Raw genomic sequence first — 24,229 nt, forward strand, 5'->3', positions numbered from 1 at the left:
GCCAGGAAGAAAAACGCCTGCTCGAACGCCTGGAGAATATCCAGAGCCTCGACGAACTCCAGCGCCTGCAACAGCGCCTGTATGAAAACCTGGGGATCCGCCTACGCGTCGAGCCCGGCTACAACGAAGTGCGGACCATGCGCGGCATCGCCATCGAATTCCAGGAACAGCCCGGCCTGTGCCGCAAGATTCGCCAGTCGATTCCCGCCGCCATCCGCCGCGGGCTGGAAAAACGCCCCGAGATCGCCTGGCGACTGCTGGATGCCCACGACCTGTTTCGCGATACCTGAACCTGGGCCGCTCCTTCCCTGGAGCGGCACATCGGCCTAGAAATCCACCGTTGCGGACAGCAGGTAGGTGCGCGGGGTCGACAACGTCAAGCCCGGCTCACTGTCATCCGATGCGCCGGCCGAACTCCAGTAGCGCTTGTCGGCCACGTTTTCGATGTTGGCCCGCAGGGTGATGTGTTTTTCATCGACTTTGAACGCGTAGCGAGCGCCTACGTCGAAACGCGTCCAGGCATCGATTTCCTTGGTGTTGGACTGGTCCAGGTACTGCGAGCTGGAATAGATGCCGCGACTGGTCAGGGTCAGGCCCTGTACCGTTGGCACGTCCCATTCGGCGCCGAGGTTGACGTTGTACTTCGGCGTGGCCGGTGCGCGGTTGCCATCGAAGGTGCCGTCGGTGGTGTCAGTCAGTTCACTGTCGATGAACATCACGCCGCCGAGCAAACGGGTTCCCTTCAGCGGTTCGCCGAACACACTCAACTCCACGCCGGTGTTTTCGCGCTTGCCGTTCGGGCCGAAGACACGTGTCGTGGCGTCGGTCGCATAGGCAGGCTGCTTGATTCGGAACACGGCGGCAGTGACGGCAAACGGGCCAGCGTCATACTTGGCGCCCACTTCGACCTGGCGGCTGATGAACGGCGGGAAAATCTCATCCTCGTTCACGGATGTCGACGGCGCGATCTTGCCCTGGCTCAGGCCTTCCATGTAGTTGGCATACAGCGACAGCTTGTCAGTCGCCTTGAACAGGATCCCGCCCGATGGCGAAATCTTTTCCTCATCGTAGGCGGTGTCACCCTTGACGTTATTCGTCCAGTCATCAACCTTCACCCGTTGCCAGCGAGCGCCGAGGGTCAGCAGCAAACGATCCTCGAACAGCCCCAGGGTGTCGGACAAGGCCACGCCGCTGAAGCGGTTCTCGGTGTAGACCTTGTCGTCCTGCCGGGTCGGGTTGCTCGGCGTCGGGGTCTGTACCGGGTCATACAGGTTGCTGCGACCGTTGGCGTAACGAGCGCCGCCATTTTCGAAGTCCATGTAGAAATAACTGGCCGCCAGGTTGACCTCATGGCTCACCGGACCGGTATGGAACCAGTTGCGCACTCCGGCCGTGGCCGTCCGGACATTTTCCTCCCGGGTAAAGTCACGGGGCTGGACAGTGAAGTCGCCCGCGTCGTTGGTGACCGAAACGTTGTGCCGAAGAAAGTCGTGGTCGCTTTTGCGCGCGCCGACACCGCCATACAGCATCACCGAATCGCTGACATCGAACTCAGCGTTCACCGTGCCGAAGGTGTCCTGGGTGCGCGCCTTGCTCCACGATTGGGCGTAGTTGTCGCGCACGTCGCTGGCGTGGGGGACCTGGGCATTGGCACCGACCTGCACGCGTTCCTGGGGCGCGTCAGTGTTGCGTTCGGTGTGGCCGATGTCCGTCGAGAGTCGCAGGCGTTCACCGCGAAAATCCAGGCCCAGCACCGCCATCTCGCGGTCCACGCTCTGGTGATCCCATTCCGTGTCGCCCGCCTGCTTCACACCATTGAAACGAATACCGAACTTGTCGTCTTCACCAAAGCGCCGACCGACATCCACCGCTCCGCCAAGCTGGTTATTGGAGGCATAGCTGCCGGTGAACGAGGTGATGGGCTTGTCGGTGGCGCGTTTGGGCACCACGTTGATCCCGCCCCCCACGCTGCCCCGCGGCGAGATGCCGTTGATGAGCTGGCTCGGCCCCTTGAGGATGTCGACGCGTTCGGCCATCTCCATGTCGATCGTGTACGTCGGCAGGATGCCGTAGAGACCGTTGTAGGCGACATCGCTGTTGAACAGGCTGAAACCGCGGATGGTGAACTGCTCAAAGCGTCCGCCCGCCGGGTTGGTGGTGCGGACCGAGGGGTCGCTGGCGATCAGGTCGCCGAGGGTGCGCGCCTGCTGGTTCTTGACCGTCTGGCTGGTGTAGGTGGTCATGCTGAACGGCGTTTCCATGAAGTCCCGCGAGCCCAGCAGGCCTTGCGAACCACGCCGCGCCACCTGGCCGCCGGCATACACCGGGCTGTCCGTCGACGCCGTGGCGCCGAGAATCGAGGTAGGCGCCAGTTGCAAGCTGCCGCCTTCTGGCGCCGGCATCAGGGTGTAGGCCTGCTCCCCCACCGGCTGCAACTGCAGGCCCGAACCCCGCAACAGCCGGGCAAACCCCTCTTCCACCCCGAACTCCCCCGAAAGCCCGGCGCTGTCGCGCCCGCTCACCAAGGCCGGATCCACCGACAGGTTGACCCCCGCCAACCCGGCAAACCGGGTCAACGCCGCGCCGAGGCTGCCGGCCGGCACCTGATAACTGCGCCGGGCGGCTTCTTCGGCCAGGCTTGATGACATGAAAAATGGGCTGGCACCCAGGCTCAACATGAGGCTCAGGTTCAACAGCGGACGCCGGCCGGCAAAGGCCGGGCGCAAACGCAAAGGTACAACTGCGGACATTGGAAAGCGCTCTCGTTTTTGTTCAGTTGCCTTGAATGACAAGCGAGACAAAAAAAGGGGACAGGCCTCAGGCCTAATGCCAGTCAGTCAAGCTTCTAACCCGTGGGAGCAAAGCTTGCTCGCGATTGCGGTGAGCCAGTCGACAACGCCATTGACGGGGCTGCCGCCATCGCGAGCAAGCTTTGCTCCCACAGGTTTTGTGTCGTGTGATCCTTAACTGACTGGCATTAGGCCTCAGGCCTCAGGCCAGATTTTTGCGAAGTGTCAACGTGACCCAGTAACGGGTGCGCATGTGCACCTCCAGCGGCAGGCTGGCCGCCAGCAGCGCGAGGATTCGATCGGTGTTGTCCAGGCGGAAGCTGCCGGTGATTCGCAGCGGTTCCAGGGTTTCGTCCCAACGCAGCACGCCGGGGCGATAGCGGCTCAGTTCCCGCAGGAAATGCCCCAGCGGCTGGTCCTGCGCCACCAGTACCCCGTCACGCCAGCCCAGCTGTGCCACGTCGAACGCCCGCACCGGCCCCGCGCCTGCGGCCTGGACGTTGACCTGCTGGCCCTCTTCCAGACTCAGCGAGGGTCCGCGCAGGGGTTGCAGGTACGCCGAACCACTGACCACCGACACCCGGCAGTCGCCCTCGCCCAAGTGCAAGCAGACTTCGCCACGATGAATCGTGACGAGCCCATAGGGTGACTGAACGGATAGCGGCGTGCTCCCGGCGAGTTTGAGGGCCATCTCACCGCGCAGCAGCACCAGGCGCCGGGCCTTGAGGTCCAGGTCGATGGCGCTGTCGGTATTCAGTTGCAGCACACTGCCATCGATCAGCGACCAGCGCCGTTGCTCGCCCGTGGCGGTGTGCAAATCAGCGCGCCAGGCCTCCAGCGGCAGCTCCCGCCCCAGCAGCCAGGCGGTCGGGACCAACGCGGCGACGCCCAATGCACGCTTGAGCACAGCACGCCGGGCCAGCGCCGGACGGTCCAGGGTTGCCATGCCCAGGGACGCGGGCACCCCGGCAAAACGCTGGCGCAATCGCTGGGCCTTCTGCCAGGCCGCCTCGTGGTGAACGCTACTGTCGCGCCAGCGTTGCAGGGCCGCCGAGTCGAACGCATCCCCGTCGAATTCCATCAGGGTCAACCAACGGGCAGCCGCCCGTGCCGCTTCACGAGCCTCGGGTGATGGCGCCGAAGGCATCAGAAGTCCACCAACAGGCAATGCTCATAGGCCTGGGCCATGTAGCGCTTCACGGTGCGCTCGGACACTTGCAGGCGCTCGGCGATCTCGCGATAACCCAGGCCTTCGAGCTGGCTCCATAAAAAAGCCCGCCGCACCAAGGGCGGCAGGCCATCCAGCAATTCGTCCAGGGCTTGCAGGGTTTCCAGCAGCAGCCAACGCTGTTCCGGAGACGGTGCGCAGGCTTCAGGCAGGTTCGCCAAAGCGTCTAGATAGGCCTGTTCCAGATTGCGGCGGGTATAGAAATTGCTCAACAGGCGTTTGCCGACGGTCAGCAGATAGGCCCGGGGCTCTTGCAGGTCCGTCAAGGTCTGGGAGCTGGCCAGCACCCGCAGGAAGGTATCCTGGCGCAGGTCCGCCGCATCCCAGGCATTGCCCAGGCGCCGTCGCAACCAACCTTCCAGCCAACTCCCGTGGTCACGGTACAACGCATGGAGGGATTGCTCCGTCGGCGTAACTGCATCACACATGTCCAGAAGCTCGCGCAAAGTCTTAAATGAGACTGATTCTAATTAATGTTCGCGCGGGAATCCAAGTTGTTTATGCAAAGTGAGTCTAGAAACGGGATGCAAGCCCCCTCCCCTGTGGGAGCGAGCTTGCTCGCGATAGCGGTGGGTCAGCTTGCTTCCATGGCGCTGGGTGGTCGCCATCGCGAGCAAGCTCGCTCCCACAGTCAGGTCTTTGCACGCAGTGCGATCAGTGACTGGCGTGCAAGGTCTTCGGCACTTCCGGCATGGCCGAAGAGTGGTGGTTGATGATCTTCCACTGGCCATCGAGGCGCTCATAGAGGAAGGTGTAGCGCGCCTGGACCTCACGCTTGGAACCATCGGCCTGGGTGAGTGTGAAGGTATAGACACCACTGTCCATCGCCGCGTCGGGCCCCAGGTGACGGATTTCCCGGTAGTTGATTTGTCCGACCGGCTTGGCGGCCAGGAAATGCTCGAAGTAGTCCTGGATCTGCGCCGGCGTGTTGCGCACCTTGTTGGAGACGGTCGGTTGCAAAATCGCATCCGGGGCATAGAGGCCGGTCACGGCGGTGGCGCTACCGGTTTGCAGCGCGGCGTTCCAACGATCGAACAGGGCAGCGATTTCCCGGTCATTCACGTTCTTGGGCTGCTCGGCCACTGTGCGATACACATAGGGTGTGACCTCGACAGCCTGGACAAGCGGCGCGCTCAGCAGGAAAAAAGCAGCGATGGCACAGGTTTTCATTTTCATCGGAAAGCTCCTTTGGGTTTCAATGAGCCCACTTTGCCGACCTTCCCGGCTCTCGCCATCGGCCAACCGGTGCCAATTGCCTATGCCATTTGGCAGATAGGCCCGGTGCCGGTGACACGGTCTAATGGCGTCACCGCGAACCGCCCGATCTTTTTCCATGCTGGAGCTCCCCATGCAAAGCCCGCCCCATGATCCCGGCAGTGCCCTGGCCATCCGCAGCCAGTATCGCCAATCGCAAAGCCGTGCCGCGCGCCTGGGGCTGCTGCTGGGCACCGGCCACGAGCTGACGCAGTTGCCACTGCCGGCCATGCGTCAGCGTGCGCTGCAACGGGCATGCGCCTTCATGGCGATGGATCACGGCCTGCTGCTGGAATGGGCGCCGGACCACACGCTGCGCACCCTCGCCAGCCACGGGAGCGCGGAACGGGTCGACTTCCTCGCCAACCTGGCCCAGCCGCAAACGCCCGGCCCGAATTGGCTGGAATCCCCCGGCAGCGCCCTGCCCCAGGTCTTGCGCATTCCACTGCGCACCTCCGATGGCGTGACGTTCGGGGCGTTGTTGCTGGGCAACAGCGTCGCCCTCGGCGCGCCGGACAACGAAGACATCGAGTCGCTGCAATTGCTGGCGACGCTGTTGGCGGCGCACCTGGAGAACAGCCGCCTGGTCGAAGCGCTACAGGCCCGCGAGCGGACCATGTCCGAACTGGTCCACCGCTTGTTCAGCGCCCAGGAAGACGAACGCAAGCGCGTGGCCTACGACCTGCACGACGGTCTGGCGCAGAACCTGGCCGGTTTGCACCAGCGCTTGCAGGGCTTCGCCGGTCGTTGCCCGTCGCTGGCGCCGGCGCTGGCGAGCGAGTTGCAGGCCATCCTCGACCTGGCCCAAGGCTGCGTCGGCGAGGGCCGGCAACTGATCGGTGGCCTGCGCCCCCACGTACTGGATGATTTCGGCCTGTACAAAGCCGTCGACAAGGAGGCCGACCGCCTGCGTGACGCGGGCCTGACGGTGAGCTGGGCCGAACACAGCAGCGCGCGCCTGCCGGGCAACACTGAGATCGCCCTGTTTCGCATTGCCCAGGAAGGCATCAACAACATTCTCAAGCACGCCCAGGCCCGTCATGTGGGCCTGGGGCTGGCGGTGGAAGATGGCCACGCCAGCCTGCGGGTAGAGGACGATGGCCGTGGCTTTGCCCTGGAGCAGCCCATCGAGACCAACGGCAGTTGCCACCTGGGGCTGGCCGCCATGCAGGAACGCGCCAACCTGCTCGGTGGCCACCTGGCCTGTTGCAGCCAACCCGGCGGCGGCACTCGCCTGCTGGCCAGCGTGCCGCTACCCACCGCTGGAGTACAGCCATGAACCGTCCTTTGCGCCTGCTGCTGGCCGATGACCACGAAGTCACTCGCACCGGGTTTATCAGCATGCTCGCCGACAGCCCGGGGTTCGAGGTCGTCGGCCAGGCCCGCGACGGCCAGGAGGCCCTCGACCTGTGCGAGCGGCTACAGCCGGACATCGCGATTCTCGACATCCGCATGCCCGTCCTCAACGGCCTGGGCGCGGCGCGGATCCTGCAGCAGCGCCAGCCCGGGATCAAAGTGGTGATCTTCACCATGGATGACAGCCCCGACCACCTCGAAGCCGCCATCGGTGCGGGCGCGGTCGGCTACCTGCTCAAGGATGCCAGCCGCGATGAGGTGCTCGACGCCCTCAAACGGGTCGCCCAGGGCGACGAGGCGCTGAACAGTTCAGTCAGCGCGCGCCTGCTGCGCCGCATGGCCGAGCGCGGTGCCAGTGGCGCCCCTCAGGTCCAGGCCTTGACCGCCCGTGAGCGCCAGGTATTGGGGTTGGTGGCCGGCGGCTTCAGCAATCGTGAAATCGGTGAAAAGCTGGGCATCGCACCCGGCACGGCCAAGGCCCACGTCGAGCGCGTCATCGGCAAACTGGGTGCCGCCGACCGGACCCAGGCCGCCGTGCGCGGCGTGGCCCTGGGGCTGGTGGCGCAACCCGCCGGGCAATGGCCATGAGGTTTCTCGCCGCCCGCCGCTGGGCCGACCTGCCGTTGCGAGGCAAGGCCCTGGTGGTGATTTCCCTGCCCCTGGTGGTCCTGCTGCTGTCGCTGGTGCTGATCTACATCACCGAACGGCAGACCGCACGGGCCGAGGAGGATGTGCGCCGGGTGCTGCTCGTCCAGGGTGATATCCAGACGGTCCATACCTTGCTGGCCGAAGCGGCGGCCAGCGTGCGCGGTTACCTGCTGACCCGGCGCGAAGATTTCCTGCCCAGCTACGAACAAGCCACGCCGCTGATCCGTGCGGCGTTGCAGCGCCTGGACCACAACATTCGCGATGCCAGGATGCGCGAGCACCTCAAGACCATCACCCCGCTGATCGCCGACAAACTCGACGGTTTGCTCGCCTTGCGCAACGGCAAGCGTGACGACCCCGAGGCCATCACCGCGATCCTGATCGAAAACAAGCAGGTGCTGGATGTGCTGCGCGAGCAGATCAGCGCGATGCGCATACGCGAGGATGGCCTGCTCGCCGAGCGCAGTGCCGCCGCCTCGGCCACGCGCATGCGCCTGCTGTTCGCCACGTTGCTGGCGGCGGTGTGCGGCTTGCTCGGGGCCATTGTCGCGGTGCTGTTTCTATCCAAAGGCATCGTCGCCCGGGTCCAGCAGGTGCAAGGCAACGCCCAGCGCCTGGCCTTGGGCCAACCGTTGTTGCCGCAACCGCCAGAGCAGGACGAAATCGGCCAGCTCGGCACGCGGCTGGTAGAGGCCGGGCAGTTACTCGCCGAACGCGAGCGGGCCTTGCGCGATAACGAGGAGCGCTTGCGGCTGATCATCGACGGGGTGAAGGACTACGGGATCTTCGCGCTGGATGCCCAGGGCTACGTCACCACCTGGAATGCCGGCGCGCAGCGGATCAAGGGCTACACCGAGCAGGAAATCCTAGGCCAGCACTTCTCCCTGTTCTACTTGCCCGAGGAATGCCCGGCGCACCCGGACATGGCCCTGCGCGAAGCCACCCGCGACGGCCACTACATGGAAGAAGGCTGGCGTTGTCGCAAGGACGGCAGCCGTTTCTGGGCCAGCGTGGTCATCACTGCCCAGTACGATGGCACGGGCGCCTTGCGCGGCTTCTCCAAGATCACCCGCGACATCACCGACCGGCGCGCCGCCGAAATCGCCCTGCGCACCGCCCGCGAAGAAGCGGAAAGCGCCAGCCGGGCCAAGAGCGAATTCCTTTCGCGCATGAGCCACGAACTGCGCACGCCACTGAACGCCATCCTGGGTTTCGCTCAACTGCTGGACATGGACTCCACCGCCGGCCAGCGCCCCCAGGTCAGCCACATCCTGCGGGCCGGCCAGCACTTGCTGGCATTGATCAACGAGGTGTTGGACATCGCCCGGATCGAGGCCGGGCGCCTGCCCCTGAACATCGAGCCGATCCCCCTGGCGACGGTGCTGCACGAAGCCTTGACGCTGGTTTCACCCATGGCCGCCGACGCCGGGATCCACTTGATCGACCTGCCTGCACTGCCCGACGACAGTGGTGTGCTTGCCGACCGCCAACGCCTGGTGCAGGTACTGCTCAACCTGTTGTCCAACGCCATCAAGTACAACCGGCCCGGCGGCGAGGTGCGCATCGAGGTGAGCGTCCAGGCCCACCAGGTGAGCATCGCCGTCCACGATACCGGCCATGGCATCGCCCCTGAACAACTGGGCCAGCTGTTCAAGCCCTTCGAACGCCTGGGCGCCGATCCGCAGGTCGAAGGCACCGGCCTTGGCTTGTCGTTGAGCAAGAACCTGCTGGAGATGATGCAGGGCAATCTGCAGGTCCACAGTGAGCCCGGGCACGGGTGCTGTTTTACCCTGCAACTGCCCGCCACCCAGGTGGTCGGCACGCACTTGCCGCCCATTGCCGCCCTGGCCGTGACGCGCACCCCCGTGGATTACCACGGCAAAATCCTCTGCATTGAAGACAACCTGTCGAGCCTCGCGCTGATCGAGACCCTGATGCAGCGCCGTCCCGGCATCCAGCTGTTATCGAGCATGCAAGGCCAGATGGGCCTGGACCTCGCCCGCCAGCACTCGCCGCAACTGATCCTGCTGGACGTCACCTTGCCGGACCTGGAAGGCCTGGAAGTCTTGCGACGCCTGCGCCAATCCCCGGCCACTGCGGCCACGCCGGTACTGATGATCACTGCCGATGCCAGCGACCTGACCCATCGCGCCCTGCGCGACGCCGGGGCCACGGCGATCCTGACCAAACCTATCCATATCCAGGCCTTTCTCGGCCACCTCGAGCACTATCTACCGGAGCCCGCATGAATCGCGACTTGCGCATTCTGATCGTCGACGATCAGCGCCCCAACCTGGACCTGATGGAGCAACTGCTGGCCCGCGAAGGGCTGCACAATGTACTGAGCAGCACCGAGCCCTTGCGTACGCTCGACCTGTTCAACAGCTTCGAGCCGGACCTGGTCATCCTCGACCTGCACATGCCGGCATTCGACGGTTTTGCCGTGCTGGAACAACTGAACCGGCGCATCCCGGCCAACGACTACTTGCCGATCCTGGTCCTGACCGCCGACGCGACCCGTGACACCCGCCTGCGGGCCCTGGCCCTCGGCGCCCGGGACTTCATCAGCAAACCCCTGGATGCCCTGGAAACGATGCTGCGCATCTGGAACCTGCTGGAAACCCGGGCACTCTATAAATCGTTGCGCGAGTTGATCCCGTCCCAGCAGATCGAACTGTTGCGCCAGCACCGTCCCGCCGCCGACCCGGTCTAGTCCGGCGGCCGTTTCATCGAGGCCATCAAAGCATGGAAGTCACCGAACGAACATCGGCAAACGGCCTGCAAGGGCACATTCGCGGCGAACGCCTGGCCACCTCCGACGGCGTATCGAGCAAGGAGATCCTGGTGGAGATCTTTGTCCGTGAGCGTTGCGAAGCCCACATCGTCGTGCCAGCGGTGGCCGAGCCGTTGCTGGTCTGGGTGTTGTCCGGGCAAGCCATTGTCGAGGAGCGCACCGCTCATGAGCCGTGGGAAGCGAACACGGTGGGCCGCGGGGATTTTTTCCTGACCACCTCCCCTGTGCCTTATGAAATGCGCTGGCAAGTGACCAGCCCTGAGCCGTTCGTGGTCATGCATGTGTATTTGGGCCTGGCGTTGCTGGAGCGCGCCATCGCCGAAGCGGGCGGCGGCGCGATCCAACTGCGGGAAGTCTCAGGCGGGCGGGATGAAGTGCTCTCGGCCTTGCTGGAACAGATCCGAGTGGAGCTGACCCGACGCGGTGAAACCAGTGCCTTGCTGGTCCAGGGCGTGGCGCAATGCGTGGCGGTGCACCTGGCGCGGCATTATGTGGATGCCGGGGCCGAGGATATGTCCGGCCGCAACGCCCTGCCCGCCTTCAAGCTCAAGCGGGTGATCCAGTTAATGGAACAACACCTGGCCGACCCCTTCAACCTCGGTGACCTGGCCCGGGCCATCGGCCTGAGCGAATACCACTTCAGCCGCCTGTTCAAGCGCGCCACCGGGCGTTCGCCCTCGCAGTACTTCATCCAACTGAGAATGGCCCGGGCCCGGCAACTGCTGATCGAAACCGAGCGCAGCGTCATCGATATCGGCCTGGAGGTCGGCTATGGCAGCGCCAGTCATTTCTCCCAGGTATTCCGTCGCGAAGTGGGCGTGGCGCCGAGTCATTACCGCAAGTAAAAGCCGATGGCGCCACAATGTGGCCGCACACACCCCCTGTGGGAGCGAGCTTGCTCGCGATGGCGTCAGCCCCGTCAACACTGATGGCAACGGCTCCACCGCTATCGCGAGCCAGCTCGCTCCCACAGGTATTTGCTGCCAGGCCTGTATTCATTTGATCCGGTAATGAAAGGTATTGCGCACCGCCGGCACCGTCACCGCCTTGCCATCGATGATTCGCGGCTGATAACGGAACGTCTGGGCGGCGGCGAGGGACGGGCGGATGAACAGCGGGTGGCAGCCGTCGAGCACCTTGGGAGTGTCGATCCGCCCGTCCGGCATCACGCTGTACTCCACGGTGCAATCGCCCTCCAAGCCCTTGTCCAGGGCCCGTTGCGGATAGTCCGGCGCTTGCTTGCTCAGGGGCTGATAGCTGCGGCTGTCGGTGGCGACCTGGCGCGCCTGCTCGGCGTGGCGTTGCTCGGCGAGTGCTTGCGCCTGCCGGGCCTGGCGCTGTTGTTCGGCTGCTTGCTGCTCGGCGTCTTGCCTGAGCCGCTCACTTTCCAGGCGTTCACGCTGCTGCTGTTGCACCTGTTGCTCGCGTTTTTGCTCCTCGACCCGTTTGCGGGCCAGCGCCGCCTGTTCCAGCTTCTGCGCCGCGGCTCGCGGGTCGACAAGCGGCTTGGTGGGGACAGGAAGTGGCGCTTGCGCGGGCGGTGCGGGTTCGGCCACGGGTGGTACAACAGGGATGACAGGCGCCGGTGCAGGCGCCTCGGGCACCGGTGCGGCCGGCAGCATCACCAGTTGCGTACGCAACACCCGCGGCGTTTCGGCGGCGGGCTTGTCCACGTTCCAGCCCAACACCAACAGCGCAGCTATTGCGGCGTGCAGAGCCACGGCCAGTCCCGCCGCCAGGCTGTTTCTCCAAAAACCGTGATGGCTCGACGCGGGTACGCTCAAGGCGGGACTGTGCATGATCATCGCCGTCATTGCGGCGCCTCGGTCACCAGCCCCAGGTTACTCACGCCGCCCTGCTGCAGGGCGGCCATGGCCGCGACGACCCGGCCGTAATCGGCATGATCATCGGCTCGGATGTACACCTGGGTGTCGCTGCGCTCAGCCACGACCTGCGCCACCTTGGCGCGCATCTGCTCCAGGTCCACGGCGCTGTCGGTCTGGTGACGGGTGTCCAGCTCACCGCCCAGGTTCCAGTAGTAACCGCCTTCGGCCTTTACCGACAGAGTAAGGATTTGCTGGCGACTGTCGGTGACCAGCGCTTCGCTCGCGACCTTGGGCAGTTCGATCTTTACACCCTGGGTCAGCATCGGCGCGGTGACCATGAAAATCACCAGCAGCACCAACATCACGTCGATGTATGGCACCACGTTCATCTCGGCCTTGGGACCGTGCTTGCGTTGGGGCTTGACGAGCATCTGTCCTCTCCTTTCAAGCGGCCGAGGCCAGGTTCACCGGGGCGCCGTGCAGCTTGCGGTGCAGACGCGCCTGCAGTTCGTTGCCAAACCCGTAGTAACGGGTCAGCAGGGTCTGGCCGCGGGCGGCAAAACGGTTATAGGCAATCACCGCCGGGATCGCCGCGAACAAGCCGATGGCCGTGGCGATCAGCGCTTCCGCAATGCCTGGCGCCACGGTGGAAAGGCTGGCCTGTTGCACCTGGGACAGGCCGAGGAAAGCATTCATGATCCCCCAGACCGTGCCGAACAAGCCGATGTAAGGGCTGACCGAACCGACGGTCGCGAGAAACTGCAAACCTTTCTCCAAGTGCACTTCCTGTTCGCTGATCGCTACCTGCAGCGAACGCTCGACGCCTTCGAGCACCACCTCGGGCGTACAGGAGGGCTGGTTAAGCTGAGTGAAGGCCAGCAAGCCTGCCTGGAAAATCGGCGTGACGCCCTCGTCCTCACGTATCTGTGCGTGTTCCCGGTACAGGGGCAACAGGTCCTGGGTGCTGCGAAAACGTTGCATGAAAGCGTTGAGCTGACGCTCGTTGCGTTGCAGCACGGCACTGCGCTGGATGATCAGGTACCAGCTCAATAGCGAGGCCAGCAGCAAGGTGAGCATGACCGCCTTGACCAGCAGACTTGCGTCACTGATCAGGCCCCAGATTGTCATGTGTTCCAAAGTGGCTTGCATGGGTAGAACTCCTGTCTGGCTGCTATTCGATGAAATGTTCGTGACCGGTTGATGACAGTGCCGCTCAAGGCAGACGCAGGGCTTTCGCCACGTCGGCCCAGGGCACGAACTTGAAGTTCTGGGTCTGTTCGGGCATGCGCTTGCGGCCGTCCTGGACCACCAACATGCCCTGGCTCCAGGGCCCGCCGAGGTTCACCGAGGTCACTTCCAGGCCGTCGGTCTCCGACGCACCATCAATGCCCGCAGCCGCATTCAGGCCGACCCGGAACGCGCCCCGCACGGCGAACGGAGGCTCGGCATCGAGCACCAGGTAGCTGTCGTTGCCTTGGCTGGAGATCACCAGGTAGTCGCGACCCTTGGCCTGGTACAAGGCCATGCCCTCGACGTCAGCGTGCAACGACGGGCCAACCTTGATCACACTGCTCAAGGTCGCCGGCTGGTCGGCCCGGGCATCCATCGCCCAGACCCCCACATCCTCCTCACCGAGAAACAAGCGCTGGCGCTGCTCATCGGCCACGCAGCCTTCGGGCTGGCTGTCGACGCTGAACTGGCGCACCAACTGGCCGTGCACCACGCCGTCCGGCGCGCTCAGGCGGTACTGCGCAAAGCGCCCGTCCTTGCCGTTGGCGAAGGCGTACAGCTCACCTTCGGCGGGCTGGAACAGGCAGATGCCGTAGATGTCCTTCAATGACGTCGCAATCTCCCCCGCTTCGCGCAACTCGCCACTGGCGCGGTCGATACTGAACAGGCTCAAGCTGTTGCGATCACGGTTGCTGGCCACCGCCAGATCGACGGTTTGCGTGCCCAGCTTGAAGTTCGCCCGCACATCGACGTTGTTCAGGCGCCCGACCGGCAGCTCCTGCAGCAACTTTCCTTGCAGGTCGTAGGCCAGCAGGCCTTGCTTTTTGTTGGTGCCCAACACCCGGCTCAAGCCCGGCGTGGTCGGATGCACCCAGATCGCCGGGTCATCCGCGGCATCGCCCTGGCGGGCCACCGGCTCGCTCTGGGCGATGGCAGCCACCGTGGGCAGTACCGGCGGCAAGGGCATGGGCGTGGGTTGCCAGTTGAGTTCTCCCTGATACAGGCGCCCGTCGTCATCGTCGCGCAGCAGCACCTCGATACCGGTTTTCGTCCGGCGTGCCGCCAGGCTTTCCGGTTCCTTCAGGCCCGGCAGCGACAGCGTGGCGCGGGGTGTCCAGCCTTTGCCGTCCTGTTGATACAGGTGCAATTGCACAGCCTCTGGATCGAGGCCCAATACGCCACCGGGCAATACCGCCAAGGCGCCGGCCGCCTGCTGGATGTCGCCGAACGGTGCACGCATCGCCACCGGCACCCGCACGGTCTCAGCCTCGGAGGATGCCGGGTAGGCCCACCAGCCGATCCGTTCTTCGTTGACGAACAATTGCTGGCTGGCGTCCTGCACTTGGCAGGTCTTGGCGTCCGGCGGCAGTGGCAAGCCACGCACCCGTTGGGCGGTCGCGCCCAACCGTTCGCCGGCGCCCACCAGCCATTGCTCGCCCTTGCCCTCTTCCCCCACCAGGAACACAAACAGGTTGCTCGCCTCGTCGCGGTACAGGCACAGGCCGTTTACCGGGAAGTCTCGCGTGGGCAGGTACAGCGGCGTGCCCCACTGATGGTTTTGTGGGTCTAGGCTGACGACCATGGCTTGCTGGCGCTCGCTGTCGAGGCTGGCGACCAGCACGTTGGCGCCCAAGAGCCGACTGTCGAGGCCCTCGAAGGCACCTTTCAGGCGCGTCAGCTCGCGCCCTTGGCCATCGAGCAAGAACAGGCCCTCGCGGGCACTGGCCAGTCGTTCGGTGGTTGCAGCGCCAGGCAGGAATGCCAAGGCGTTGAGAGACAGCGCCTGGGCTTGAGGCCAGGGTTGCAGTTTTAGCTTGGGCGCTGAAGCAGCTGCCAGGGCGGCGGCTGATGCCAGGCTGAGCGCCATCGCCAGTAGGCAGCGCTTGGGTAAGGAAAACATCTTGTTCAACGGAAAAATCCTTGTCGTTCAGTCAGACTCAAACGGGCTTGTTGCTCACTTCTATTGCCAGGGAATTCATCTGTGGGAGCAAAGCTTGCTCGCGACGAAGACAACGCGGGTCTCCCGGGAACCGGGGCGCCTGCATCGCGAGCAAGCTTTGCTCCCACAGCCAAATCCTCTTGCCACAAGTGATCAGGTTCGCGAATCAGAAATGGGTAAAGGTCAGCCCCAGCTTGTACGTCGGGCCGTACTCTTCGTACTGGCCGTTATAGGAACGGTGGCCGGTGTAGACGAAATACGACTCGTCGGTGAGGTTCTGGGCCTCGAGGCTGACTTGCAGGTTCTTGGTCAGCGAGTAACGCGCGCTGAAATCGACGAAGGTCTGGGCGTCTACGTGCAGGTCATGGTCGCGGTCGCCGATGGACGCCAGTTCGAACAGGTACGCTGACTTGTAGTTGGCCGACAGCCGCAGGCTCAGCTTGTCGTTTTCCCAACCCAGCATCAGGTTGCCGACCGTGTCCGACTGGTTCGGCAGGTCGATGCTGCGCTTGCGCTGGGTACCGCTGGCCTGGTCGAAACCTTCGATCTCGGCGTCCGAACGGCTGAAGGTGGTGTTGGCCCCCAACAGCAGCCCGTTCCAGGGGGCCGGCAGCCAGTCGAATTTTTGCGAGTAGGCCAACTCCAGGCCGTACAGCTTGGCGCTGTCGCCGTTGGCGTAGCTGTGGGCTTCTGAGAAATCGGTCCAGGCGCCCGTACCGGCCAGGTCGGTGTTGTAGACGAAATGCTTGATGTCCTTGTAGAACACGAAGGCCGAGACCGTGCCGGCGTGGCCCATGAAATGCTCGATCCCCAGGTCCAGGTTGCTCGATTCCAGCGGCTTGAGCTCCGGGTTGCCGAAAGTGGCCTCGTCATCGTCGATGACAAAACCTGGCGCCAATTGCCCGAAGGTTGGACGCACCACGGACTTGGTCCAGGCCGCACGCACCTGGGTGTTCTTGTCCAATTGGTAGCGCGCGTGCAGGCCCGGCAACCAGTGGTGATACTTGCGACGGGTCTCGGTATCGGTGAAGACCCCGTCAGTCGCGCCGCTGCCCTTGGCTTCGAATTCGGTACCTTCGTAGCGCATGCCCGCGATGAAGCGCCAGTCATCGATGTCGACGGTGTTCATCAGGTACGCGGCATTGATGTCCTCGCTCATCTTGAAGTCGTTGACTCGTGACTCTTGCTCGTCGAAAAACTCGTCGCGGTTCAGGCCGCCCAGCAACTGCTTGATGGCATCGGCGCTGATGCCCGGGCCGAAGCGACCGAGACGGTAGTCCACGGTGCCTTTCTGGAACCGCCCGAGGTTCAGCTGCTCGTCGGTGAAACCCAGGTCGTCGAAATCCTCGTAGACCCAGGCGTCCAGGTCGTTGTCCTTGTCCCGCCGGCTGACTTTGCCACCGAATTTGACTTGGGACGCATAGCCGCTGAAGTCATAGTCCCGGGCCAGGTCCAGGCGCAGGTTCTTCTCGGTGTCGGTGGTCTTCTGCGCTTCCCAGTCCACCTTGTCGAGGCTGAAGCTGGCCGGATCGTAGAACCCCGAGCCGATGATCGGCCGCGGCTTGTCGTTGTCGTAGAAACCACCGTTGAAACCATCGATGCCTTCGAAGGTAGCCCCGGCAATATGACCGGGACTGTCTTCACTGGATTGGCTGTAGCCGCCCTGGCCACTCAGGGTCCAGAGACCGAACAGGCGCTCGCCACCGAGTACGTAGGATTGGATTTCCTGGGTTTCTTCACGTTGCTTGAGCTTGCGCTCGCCCTCGGCGTCCCCCAGTTGACCGGCGGCTTGCGGGTCTTCAAAGGCGATGCTGGCGGCGTTGCGGGTTTCGCTGTCCTTGTAGCGGCTGTACAGCGTGCGCAGGTAATAGCTGCTGAAGTCATCGGGCTTGTAGTCGAAGTTCAAGCCGCCACCGGCCCGCTCGCGGCGGATGTCGTAGTCGCGCTGTTCGAACTCTTCGAGGCGTGAGCCCTGCGCGAAGTCCCAGGCACCGCCGGTTTCGACGTTGTCCGAACCGAAGTCGCGCTTCTGCCAGCTCAGCGCCGCGGCCACGCCAAAGTTGTCGATACCATCGCCAAGGCTGAAACGGTCGCTGATGGCGCCGGAGAATTTCGGGCTGGTCTGGCTGGTGTTCTTGTCATAGCTGGCTTCGCTGCTGCCGGTGTAGAACAGCCCCTTGTGGTCGAAGGCCGAGAGGCTTTTCACATCCACCGTGCCGCCCAGGGAGTTGGCGTCCATGTCCGGCGTCAGGGTCTTGATCACCGACAACGATTGCACCAGTTCCGAGGGCAACACATCCAAGGCAACGGCGCGACGCTCGCTTTCCGGAGCCGGCACCAGGGTGCCGTTGATGGTCACGCTGTTGAGGTCCGGCCCCAGGCCTCGCACGCTGACAAACCGGCCTTCGCCCTGGTCGCGCTCGACGCTGACACCGGGCAGGCGCTGCACCGCTTCGGCGACGTTTTCATCCGGCAACTGCGCCACGCCGTCGGCGTGCACCACGCTCTTGATGCTGTCGGCGCTGCGCTGCTCCTTGAGGGCCTGGTCGATACTCGCCGCCTGGCCGACCACTTCAACGTGTTCAGTGGCGCCGGCCGCTTGCTCGGCGGCACTCAGTCGTTCGCTGGCAATGGCCATCGCCAACGCGGTGAAGGTGAAACCGACGAGCCCGGCGGTGCTTGTGCGGTGGTACATGGTGATCCTCCCCAGGAATCCGGAAATCCGCCAGGCAGTGGCCCGGCAACTGGGAGGGCACGCTAGGGGTGGGGAATGACGGTTCTGTGACAGGGGTTGGCTGGAGGGGCTGCAATCGGCTGATTTAGCGGGGTTGGCGAGCCGGAATGAGCTGAAATGACCTGCTGGAACCACGCTCGGAAACTCCGTGGCGAGGGGGCTTGCTCCCGCTGGGGCGCGCCCGTAGGAGCTGTCGAGTGCAACGAGGCTGCGATCTTTCCCCAATCACTTGAATCTCAAGCGAAAAATCAAAAGATCGCAGGCTTCGCCAGCTCCTACAGAGTCGAGCGGGAGCAAGCTCCCTCGCCACAGGGGCAGTGTTGTCGCAAAAAAACCGGATGACCGATGAGCTGATTCGACCTCCCCCACCCCGTTACCCGCCGTCACCGCACTGTCACATCCATCTGCTGTGCTGGGCCGCATTCCGCTTCTGGCAAAGGACTTCGGCCATGTTCTCCGTGCTTCGCCCGCATCGCTTCAAACTCGCCCTGCTTCTGCTGGGGGCCAACCTCGGGCTGATCCTGCATTTGGCCAGCGGCGAACTCAAACCCATTGCCGAATGGGTCTGGCTGGATATTCTCGGCGAAGGTGGCTCGGCGTTGCTGGCGCTGGTCTGGCTGGGGCTGGTATTGAAAAGCCGCCCGGCCGGGCGGGTGACCAACTACCTGGTCCTGGGCCTGGGCTGCATCTTCTTTTCCTGGTGGATCGACAGCCTCGACGAATTCATCCGCTTGCCCGACAGCATCACTTGGGATCACTGGCTCGAATCCGGGCCCATGCCGGTGGGCATGATCCTGCTGACCCTCGGCATCTATCACTGGCACCGCGAACAGCTGGCGATCAACGGGCAAATGGAGAAGCGCGAGCGACTGTTCCGTGAGCACCGCCTGTTCGACAAGCTCACGCCGTTGGGGGGCGCCGACTTTCTCAAGCACGAACTGTCCGCCAGCCTGGAAGACACTCGGCGCCGCCAGCAGCCACTGTCGTTGCTGGCCCTGGATCTGGACAACTTCACCGCCATCAACCAACGCTTCGGCCACGGCGAAGGCGATGCGGTGCTGCAAGCGATCAGTCAGTTGCTGGTCTTGAACCTGCGTCGCCAGGACCTGCTGTGCCGCCTGGCCGGCGATCGCTTCGTGGTGCTGCTGCCGGACACCGGCGAGAGCCAGGCCCGGCGCCTGGCCCTGGAACTGGAAATCGCGGTGCGCAGCCTGGCCCACAAGACCCGGCAACACGGCGAGCGCTTGCAACTGGCCGCCAGCACGGCGGTGGTGATGGCGTTCGACGAAGCCCCCGACGCTTTGCTCAAACGCCTGAACCTGGCACTGGCCCAGTCCCGGACCACGCTGGCGAAAAGCGCATGACGCTCAAGACCTGCTGGTACGAAACCGACAGCCGCTTCATTCCGGGGCACTATCAGCCTGCCGCGCTGATCGACCTGGCGTTGTCGCGGGACATCGACAGCCATCGCCTCCTGCGCGGCACCGGATTGTTCCATGACGATATCCTCGCCGGACAGAGCCGCATCAGCCCGCAGCAATTCCTCGGCCTGATCGACAACAGCCGGCGCCTGCTGGATGCCAGCGACAGCAGCTTCCTGTTTGGCCAGCGGCTGTTGCCCGGCCACTACGGACCCGCGAGCCACGCCTTGCGCCACGCACAGAATCTGCATCAGGCCCTGCAAAGCCTGATCGACCAGCAGGCGCTGCTCAGCCCGTTGGCAGCCCCGCGCCTGTTGCTGGACGAGCACTACGCCTATGTCCATTGGCTGGACAGCTGCGGTGCCGGGGAACAATGGCGCTTCGTGCTGGAGGCGAGCATGACCTCGATGGTGGCGATGAGCGCCTGGCTCAGCGGTGAACGCCTGCCCTGGCAGTGCAGTTTTCGCCACAGCGAGCCGCGCTACGTCGAGCAGTATTGGGTACACCTGGGCGAGCACACACAATTCGACCGCCCCCTGGACCTGATGCGCCTGCCCCGCCACTGCCTCGCCCAGCCCTGGCCCAACGTGTCGGCCACCGCCGGCCAGGTGGCACGGGTCGAAGCCCTGGACCAGCTCAACCAACTGGGCTTCGCGTCAAGCTTCCTGGATTGCCTCTACGACTACCTGCACGCCCATGTGCAGCAGACGCCAAGCCTGGAACAAACCGCCCAGGCCTTCGCCATGAGCCCGGCGACCCTCAAGCGCAAGTTGCACAAGCACCACACCGGGTTCCAGCAACAGGTCGACCGGGTGCACACCCACGTGGCTTTGTATCTGTATCAGGTCAAGGGGTTCAGTAACGAGGAAGTGGCGCAGTACTTGCGCTTCAACGATACGGCGAACTTCCGTCGCTCGTTCAAGCGCTGGACCGGCAGCACGCCGAATCTGATCCGGCAGTTGCTGATGCTGGGCTGAACGGTGGGCTCAGTGCCCGCGAATGTAGTGTTCCAACTGCCGGATCAGGTCCGCCTGCTCGACAATCGCCTCTTTCACCAGGTCGCCAATGGACAGCAGGCCGATCAACTGCCCGTTATCCAGCACCGGCAAGTGCCGCAAGTGGCTGTCGGTCATGACTTCCATGCAGCGGTCGATGCTCTGCTGGCTGTCGGCGGTGACCACCGGGGCGCTCATGATGGTGCGCACCGTCGTACCCACCGACGACCGCCCCTTGAGCACCATCTTGCGCGCGTAGTCCCGCTCGCTGAACACGCCTACCACCTGGCCGTCCTCGATCACCGGCAGCGCGCCAACATTTTTTTCGGCCATGATCTGCAGCGCTTCGAGCACCGTCTGCTCCGGCGCGATGCTGTGGACCTGCTGGTTCTGCACACTCTTGAGTCTCACCAGTTGGGCAGCGGTTTTCATTGTTCATCCCCACATTCAGCCAAAGGCATGTTCGAACATCATGCTGTCAGTTAAAACATCCCCTGTGGGAGCGAGCTTGCTCGCGATAGCGTTGGGTCAGCAGCAGGCTTGTCGACTGATGCACCACCATCGCGAGCAAGCTCGCTCCCACAGGTTTTCATTCAGCTTTCAACTCACGGATCAGTCTTCGCCAATCTCCACCACATCGCCATTCAAGCGCACCGGCCACACCCGCAGGCTTTGTTCCGGGTACTCCAGGCAATGGCCGTCTTCCAGGCGAAAATGCTGCTTGTACATCGGCGAGGCAATCACCAGGTCACCCTTGATGCTGCCCAGCAAACCGCGGCCGATGACGTTCGCACCAGACTTGGGGTCGCGGTTGTCGATGGCGTACAGCGGCCTGTCCTCATGTTCCGGCAGATAGAGCAACGCCACTTGGCTGCCGTCGTGCCAGGCGACCACGCCGGAGTTGGGCACCAGGTCGGCGCGGCTGCACAGGGCGCGCCACTGCAAGGGCTCCTGGGCGACATCGCGGGCGGGAATACGAACGACGTTTGACTGGCTCATCAGAGCACCTCCTCGGTAACGGGAATCAGGTGGAGTTCATGGGCGTGAACCGGTCGACGCTGGCCGCGCTCGCGGACGAAGTGAACGTCCGGATCGCCGCGCTTGTCGTTGACGAAGGTGCGGAAACGCTTGAGTTTGTCCGGGTCCTTCAAGGCGTTGGCCCATTCGCATTCGTAGCGGTCGACCACCAGTTGCATCTGGGCTTCAAGCTCGGCGCCCAGGCCCAGGCTGTCGTGGATAATCACGTCCTTGAGGTAGTCCAGGCCGCCTTCCAGGCTTTCGCGCCAGACCGAGGTCCGTTGCAGTTTGTCGGCGGTGCGGATGTAGAACATCAGGAAACGGTCGATGTAGCGGATCAGCGTGGCATCATCCAAGTCCGTGGCGAACAGCTCGGCGTGACGGGGACGCATGCCGCCGTTACCAGCCACGTAGAGGTTCCAGCCCTTCTCGGTGGCGATCACGCCGACGTCCTTGCTCTGGGCCTCGGCGCACTCGCGGGTGCAACCGGACACCGCAAACTTGAGCTTGTGCGGCGAGCGCAGGCCTTTGTAGCGATCTTCGATGGTCAGAGCCATCTGCACACTGTCCTGCACGCCGTAGCGGCACCAGGTACTGCCCACGCAGGATTTCACCGTACGGGTGGATTTGCCGTAGGCATGGCCGGTTTCGAAACCGGCTTCGATCAGCTCGGCCCAGATGTCCGGCAACTGGTGCAACTGGGCGCCGAACAGGTCGATGCGCTGGCCGCCGGTGATCTTGGTGTAGAGGTCGTATTTCTTCGCGACCACGCCGATGGCGATGAGTTTGTCGGCGGTGATTTCCCCACCGGCGATGCGCGGCACCACCGAGTAGGTGCCGTTTTTCTGCATGTTCGCCATGAAGGTGTCGTTGGTGTCCTGCAGCGCCACCAGGGATGGGTCCATGATCGGCTGGTTCCAGCACGACGCCAGGATCGAGCCCACCGCCGGCTTGCACAGGTCGCAGCCGGTGTGACCACGACCGTGCTTGGCCAGCAGTTCTTCGAAACTGATGATGCCTTCAACGCGCACCAGCGCATACAACTCCTGGCGGGTGTAGGCGAAGTGTTCGCACAGGCTCTTGTCGACGCTGACGCCGCGGGCAATCAATTCGTGCTCGAACACTTGCTTGACCAGGGCCGCGCAACCACCGCAACCGGTACCGGCCTTGGTGTCGCATTTGAGCTGGCCGAGATCGGTACAGCCGCCGTCGATGGCCGAGCAGATCGAGCCCTTGGTGACGTTGTGGCACGAGCAAATCGTCGCGGTTTCGGGCAACGCCGCCGGGCCCAGGGTCGGGGCGCCTTCGGACGATGGCAGGATCAGGCTGGCGGCATCCTTGGGCAAGGCGATGCCGTTCTGCATGTATTGCAGCAAGGTGTCGTAGTAGCTGTTGTCCCCCACCAGCACCGCGCCGATCACGCGCTTGCCGGTGGCGTCCACCACCAGCCGCCGGTAGCTGGCGCTGGTTTCGTCGATGAACTGGAAGCTGCGCGAACCTGGAGTGTTGCCATGGGCATCACCGATGGAGCCGACGTCCACGCCCAGCAACTTGAGCTTGGTGGACATGTCGGCGCCGGTGAAGGCTTCAGCGCTTTCGCCGCACAGCCGGGCCGCGACGTTGCGGGCCATCTGGTAGCCCGGGGCGACCAGGCCGAAAATGCTGCCGTTCCAGGCTGCGCATTCGCCGATGGCGTAGATGTCCGGATCGCTGCTCTGGCAATGATCGTCGATCACCACGCCGCCGCGCGGGCCGATCTGCAGGTCGCTCTGGCGTGCCAGGGCATCCTGGGCGCGAATACCGGCGGAAAACACGATGAGGTCGGTTTCCAGGAAATCGTCGTCGCCGAAATTCATCCGATAACGGTACTGCTCGCCGGCGCTGATGGACTGGGTGCCCTTGGACAGGTGCACGCCGACGCCCAGGCTTTCAATGCGCGCCTTGAGGGCCAAGCCGCCCTGAGTGTCCAACTGTACTGGCATCAGCCGTGGCGCGAATTCCACCACATGGGCTTCCAGGCCCAGGGTCTTGAGGGCGTTGGCCGCTTCCAGGCCCAGCAGGCCGCCACCGACCACCACGCCGCGGCGGGCATTGCTGGCAGCGGCGCGGATCGCATCCAGGTCTTCGAGGGTGCGGTAGACCAGGCAAGAGTCACCCTCGGCGCCCTGGATCGGAGGCACGAACGGGTAGGAACCGGTGGCGAGCACCAGCTTGTCGTAGCTGAGGCGCTCCCGGGCAGTGACGACCTGGCGCGCCTGGCGGTCGATTTCCAGCACGGGTACGCCCAAGTGCAACGTGACGCCAGGGGTCTGGTACAACGACGCTTCGCCCAGGGCCAGGGACTCGGCATCACGCCCGGAGAAGTATTCGGACAGGTGCACGCGGTCGTAGGCACGCATCGGCTCTTCGCTGAACACATGCACGTGGTAATGATTGAGGGCACCGCGTTCGATCAGTTGCTCGACGCAGTGATGGCCGACCATGCCATTGCCGATCACGATCAGCGTTTGCAGCTTGTTCAGAGAAGCAACGTTGGAATTCATAAAAAGCACCCGACAAAAGCCCATCACGATTTTGAAAGCAAAAAAAAGACGCCTGAAACCTTGCGGTTCCAGGCGTCTTTGCCTGTTCTGTGCGGTATCGGCCCGGCGACTGCGCCCTGACCTACCGTTGTCCCCCGGCCTGCTGGCGCTCGATCTTCGTTGACCGACGGGGCTGCCCACTCGACTGTGTTCACGGTGGGCCTGAATAGCCTCTTGCAGCGAGCGTGCCAAACCTCATCCGCAATGGATTCACAACCTCGAATTCGCCGACGATCCCCTGTGGGAGCGGGCCTGGCCGCGAAACCGCCGGCTCAGTCACCGCAAGCTGACCAGCCTCCTGCGCCGTTTCGCAGGCACCGCCAACTGCCTTGCGATGGTGCGATCACCCCGCCTGCGGCTTCATAAAAGTGCAGTCGTTCACCGTAGGACCGTCATCGCGAGCAAGCTCGCTCCCA

Annotated in this window: 20 protein-coding genes; 8 read left to right on the forward strand and 12 right to left on the reverse strand. The window is 63.9% G+C overall.

Annotation, left to right across the window (positions count from 1 at the left end; translation table 11 throughout):
• Positions 1 to 290: hypothetical protein (locus J4E53_RS21740; protein ID WP_207268187.1), on the forward strand; the 290-nt coding region annotated here is incomplete at its 5' end.
• Between the two features lie 36 nt (positions 291 to 326).
• On the opposite strand, the gene J4E53_RS21745 is transcribed toward J4E53_RS21740, so the two are convergent.
• The 4 genes from J4E53_RS21745 to J4E53_RS21760 form a co-directional block, all read right to left on the reverse strand.
• Positions 327 to 2,750 carry a TonB-dependent receptor gene (locus J4E53_RS21745; RefSeq protein WP_060742283.1) on the reverse strand — a complete coding sequence of 808 codons (2,424 nt, stop codon included), beginning with the start codon at positions 2,748 to 2,750 and terminating at the stop codon, positions 327 to 329.
• A gap of 241 nt (positions 2,751 to 2,991) precedes the next feature.
• Positions 2,992 to 3,936: a FecR domain-containing protein gene (locus tag J4E53_RS21750; protein WP_103310474.1), complete on the reverse strand. Its 945-nt coding sequence runs from the start codon at positions 3,934 to 3,936 to the stop codon at positions 2,992 to 2,994.
• Positions 3,936 to 4,445, reverse strand: a complete 510-nt coding sequence (locus J4E53_RS21755) for a sigma-70 family RNA polymerase sigma factor (protein WP_060742281.1) — start codon at positions 4,443 to 4,445, stop codon at positions 3,936 to 3,938. The genes J4E53_RS21750 and J4E53_RS21755 overlap by 1 nt, the downstream gene beginning before the upstream one ends.
• 226 nt (positions 4,446 to 4,671) lie before the next feature.
• A complete protein-coding gene (locus J4E53_RS21760) occupies positions 4,672 to 5,193 on the reverse strand; it encodes an SgcJ/EcaC family oxidoreductase (protein WP_060742280.1) in 522 nt (173 codons plus the stop codon).
• A 172-nt stretch (positions 5,194 to 5,365) separates the two neighbouring features.
• Between J4E53_RS21760 and J4E53_RS21765 the strand changes: the two genes are divergently transcribed.
• From J4E53_RS21765 to J4E53_RS21785, 5 genes are read left to right on the forward strand one after another with little or no spacing between them, the layout of a single operon-like run.
• The gene (locus J4E53_RS21765) at positions 5,366 to 6,550 is read left to right on the forward strand and encodes a sensor histidine kinase (RefSeq protein ID WP_103310473.1); all 1,185 of its coding nucleotides are present in this window, start codon (positions 5,366 to 5,368) and stop codon (positions 6,548 to 6,550) included.
• Complete coding sequence (locus J4E53_RS21770; protein ID WP_060742278.1) at positions 6,547 to 7,215, forward strand: response regulator transcription factor; 669 nt, start codon at positions 6,547 to 6,549, stop codon at positions 7,213 to 7,215. The genes J4E53_RS21765 and J4E53_RS21770 overlap by 4 nt, the downstream gene beginning before the upstream one ends.
• A complete protein-coding gene (locus J4E53_RS21775; RefSeq protein ID WP_060743209.1) occupies positions 7,212 to 9,524 on the forward strand; it encodes an ATP-binding protein in 2,313 nt (770 codons plus the stop codon). The genes J4E53_RS21770 and J4E53_RS21775 overlap by 4 nt, the downstream gene beginning before the upstream one ends.
• Positions 9,521 to 9,988 carry a response regulator gene (locus tag J4E53_RS21780; RefSeq protein ID WP_060742277.1) on the forward strand — a complete coding sequence of 156 codons (468 nt, stop codon included), beginning with the start codon at positions 9,521 to 9,523 and terminating at the stop codon, positions 9,986 to 9,988. The genes J4E53_RS21775 and J4E53_RS21780 overlap by 4 nt, the downstream gene beginning before the upstream one ends.
• Before the next feature lie 32 nt (positions 9,989 to 10,020).
• On the forward strand, positions 10,021 to 10,914 hold the full coding sequence (locus J4E53_RS21785) for a helix-turn-helix domain-containing protein (RefSeq protein ID WP_103310471.1): 894 nt from the start codon (positions 10,021 to 10,023) through the stop codon (positions 10,912 to 10,914).
• Positions 10,915 to 11,064: 150 nt separating this feature from the next.
• Here the strand turns inward: J4E53_RS21785 and J4E53_RS21790 are convergent, their stop codons facing one another.
• The 5 genes from J4E53_RS21790 to J4E53_RS21810 form a co-directional block, all read right to left on the reverse strand.
• Positions 11,065 to 11,883, reverse strand: coding sequence for an energy transducer TonB (locus J4E53_RS21790; RefSeq protein WP_103310468.1), 819 nt, complete (start codon positions 11,881 to 11,883; stop codon positions 11,065 to 11,067).
• Complete coding sequence (gene tolR, locus J4E53_RS21795; protein WP_103310467.1) at positions 11,880 to 12,326, reverse strand: protein TolR; 447 nt, start codon at positions 12,324 to 12,326, stop codon at positions 11,880 to 11,882. The genes J4E53_RS21790 and tolR overlap by 4 nt, the downstream gene beginning before the upstream one ends.
• Before the next feature lie 13 nt (positions 12,327 to 12,339).
• Positions 12,340 to 13,044 (reverse strand): protein TolQ, encoded by a 705-nt coding sequence (tolQ, locus tag J4E53_RS21800; RefSeq protein ID WP_103310465.1) that lies wholly within the window; start codon positions 13,042 to 13,044, stop codon positions 12,340 to 12,342.
• A gap of 64 nt (positions 13,045 to 13,108) precedes the next feature.
• Positions 13,109 to 15,025 carry a phytase gene (locus tag J4E53_RS21805; protein ID WP_103310478.1) on the reverse strand — a complete coding sequence of 639 codons (1,917 nt, stop codon included), beginning with the start codon at positions 15,023 to 15,025 and terminating at the stop codon, positions 13,109 to 13,111.
• Between the two features lie 205 nt (positions 15,026 to 15,230).
• Positions 15,231 to 17,759 (reverse strand): TonB-dependent receptor, encoded by a 2,529-nt coding sequence (locus J4E53_RS21810; protein ID WP_103310464.1) that lies wholly within the window; start codon positions 17,757 to 17,759, stop codon positions 15,231 to 15,233.
• A gap of 488 nt (positions 17,760 to 18,247) precedes the next feature.
• Here J4E53_RS21810 and J4E53_RS21815 point away from each other — a divergent pair, with 488 nt between their 5' ends.
• Positions 18,248 to 19,162: a GGDEF domain-containing protein gene (locus J4E53_RS21815; protein WP_103311277.1), complete on the forward strand. Its 915-nt coding sequence runs from the start codon at positions 18,248 to 18,250 to the stop codon at positions 19,160 to 19,162.
• Positions 19,159 to 20,196: an AraC family transcriptional regulator gene (locus tag J4E53_RS21820; protein WP_103311279.1), complete on the forward strand. Its 1,038-nt coding sequence runs from the start codon at positions 19,159 to 19,161 to the stop codon at positions 20,194 to 20,196. The genes J4E53_RS21815 and J4E53_RS21820 overlap by 4 nt, the downstream gene beginning before the upstream one ends.
• Positions 20,197 to 20,205: 9 nt before the next feature.
• Here the strand turns inward: J4E53_RS21820 and J4E53_RS21825 are convergent, their stop codons facing one another.
• The 3 genes from J4E53_RS21825 to nirB all read right to left on the reverse strand — a co-directional run bounded on the left by J4E53_RS21825 (position 20,206) and on the right by nirB (position 23,774).
• Positions 20,206 to 20,646, reverse strand: a complete 441-nt coding sequence (locus J4E53_RS21825) for a CBS domain-containing protein (RefSeq protein WP_003202071.1) — start codon at positions 20,644 to 20,646, stop codon at positions 20,206 to 20,208.
• A 180-nt stretch (positions 20,647 to 20,826) separates the two neighbouring features.
• Positions 20,827 to 21,213 (reverse strand): nitrite reductase small subunit NirD, encoded by a 387-nt coding sequence (gene nirD / locus J4E53_RS21830; protein ID WP_103311280.1) that lies wholly within the window; start codon positions 21,211 to 21,213, stop codon positions 20,827 to 20,829.
• Entirely contained in the window at positions 21,213 to 23,774 is a 2,562-nt protein-coding gene (gene nirB / locus J4E53_RS21835) for a nitrite reductase large subunit NirB (protein ID WP_103311282.1), read from the reverse strand. Before nirB ends, nirD begins: the two co-directional genes overlap by 1 nt.
• Positions 23,775 to 24,229 lie beyond the last annotated feature (455 nt).

The sequence above is a fragment of the Pseudomonas sp. FW305-28 genome, from assembly GCF_017351395.1.
In the GTDB taxonomy this organism is placed as follows: Bacteria; Pseudomonadota; Gammaproteobacteria; order Pseudomonadales; family Pseudomonadaceae; genus Aquipseudomonas; species Aquipseudomonas fluorescens_AA.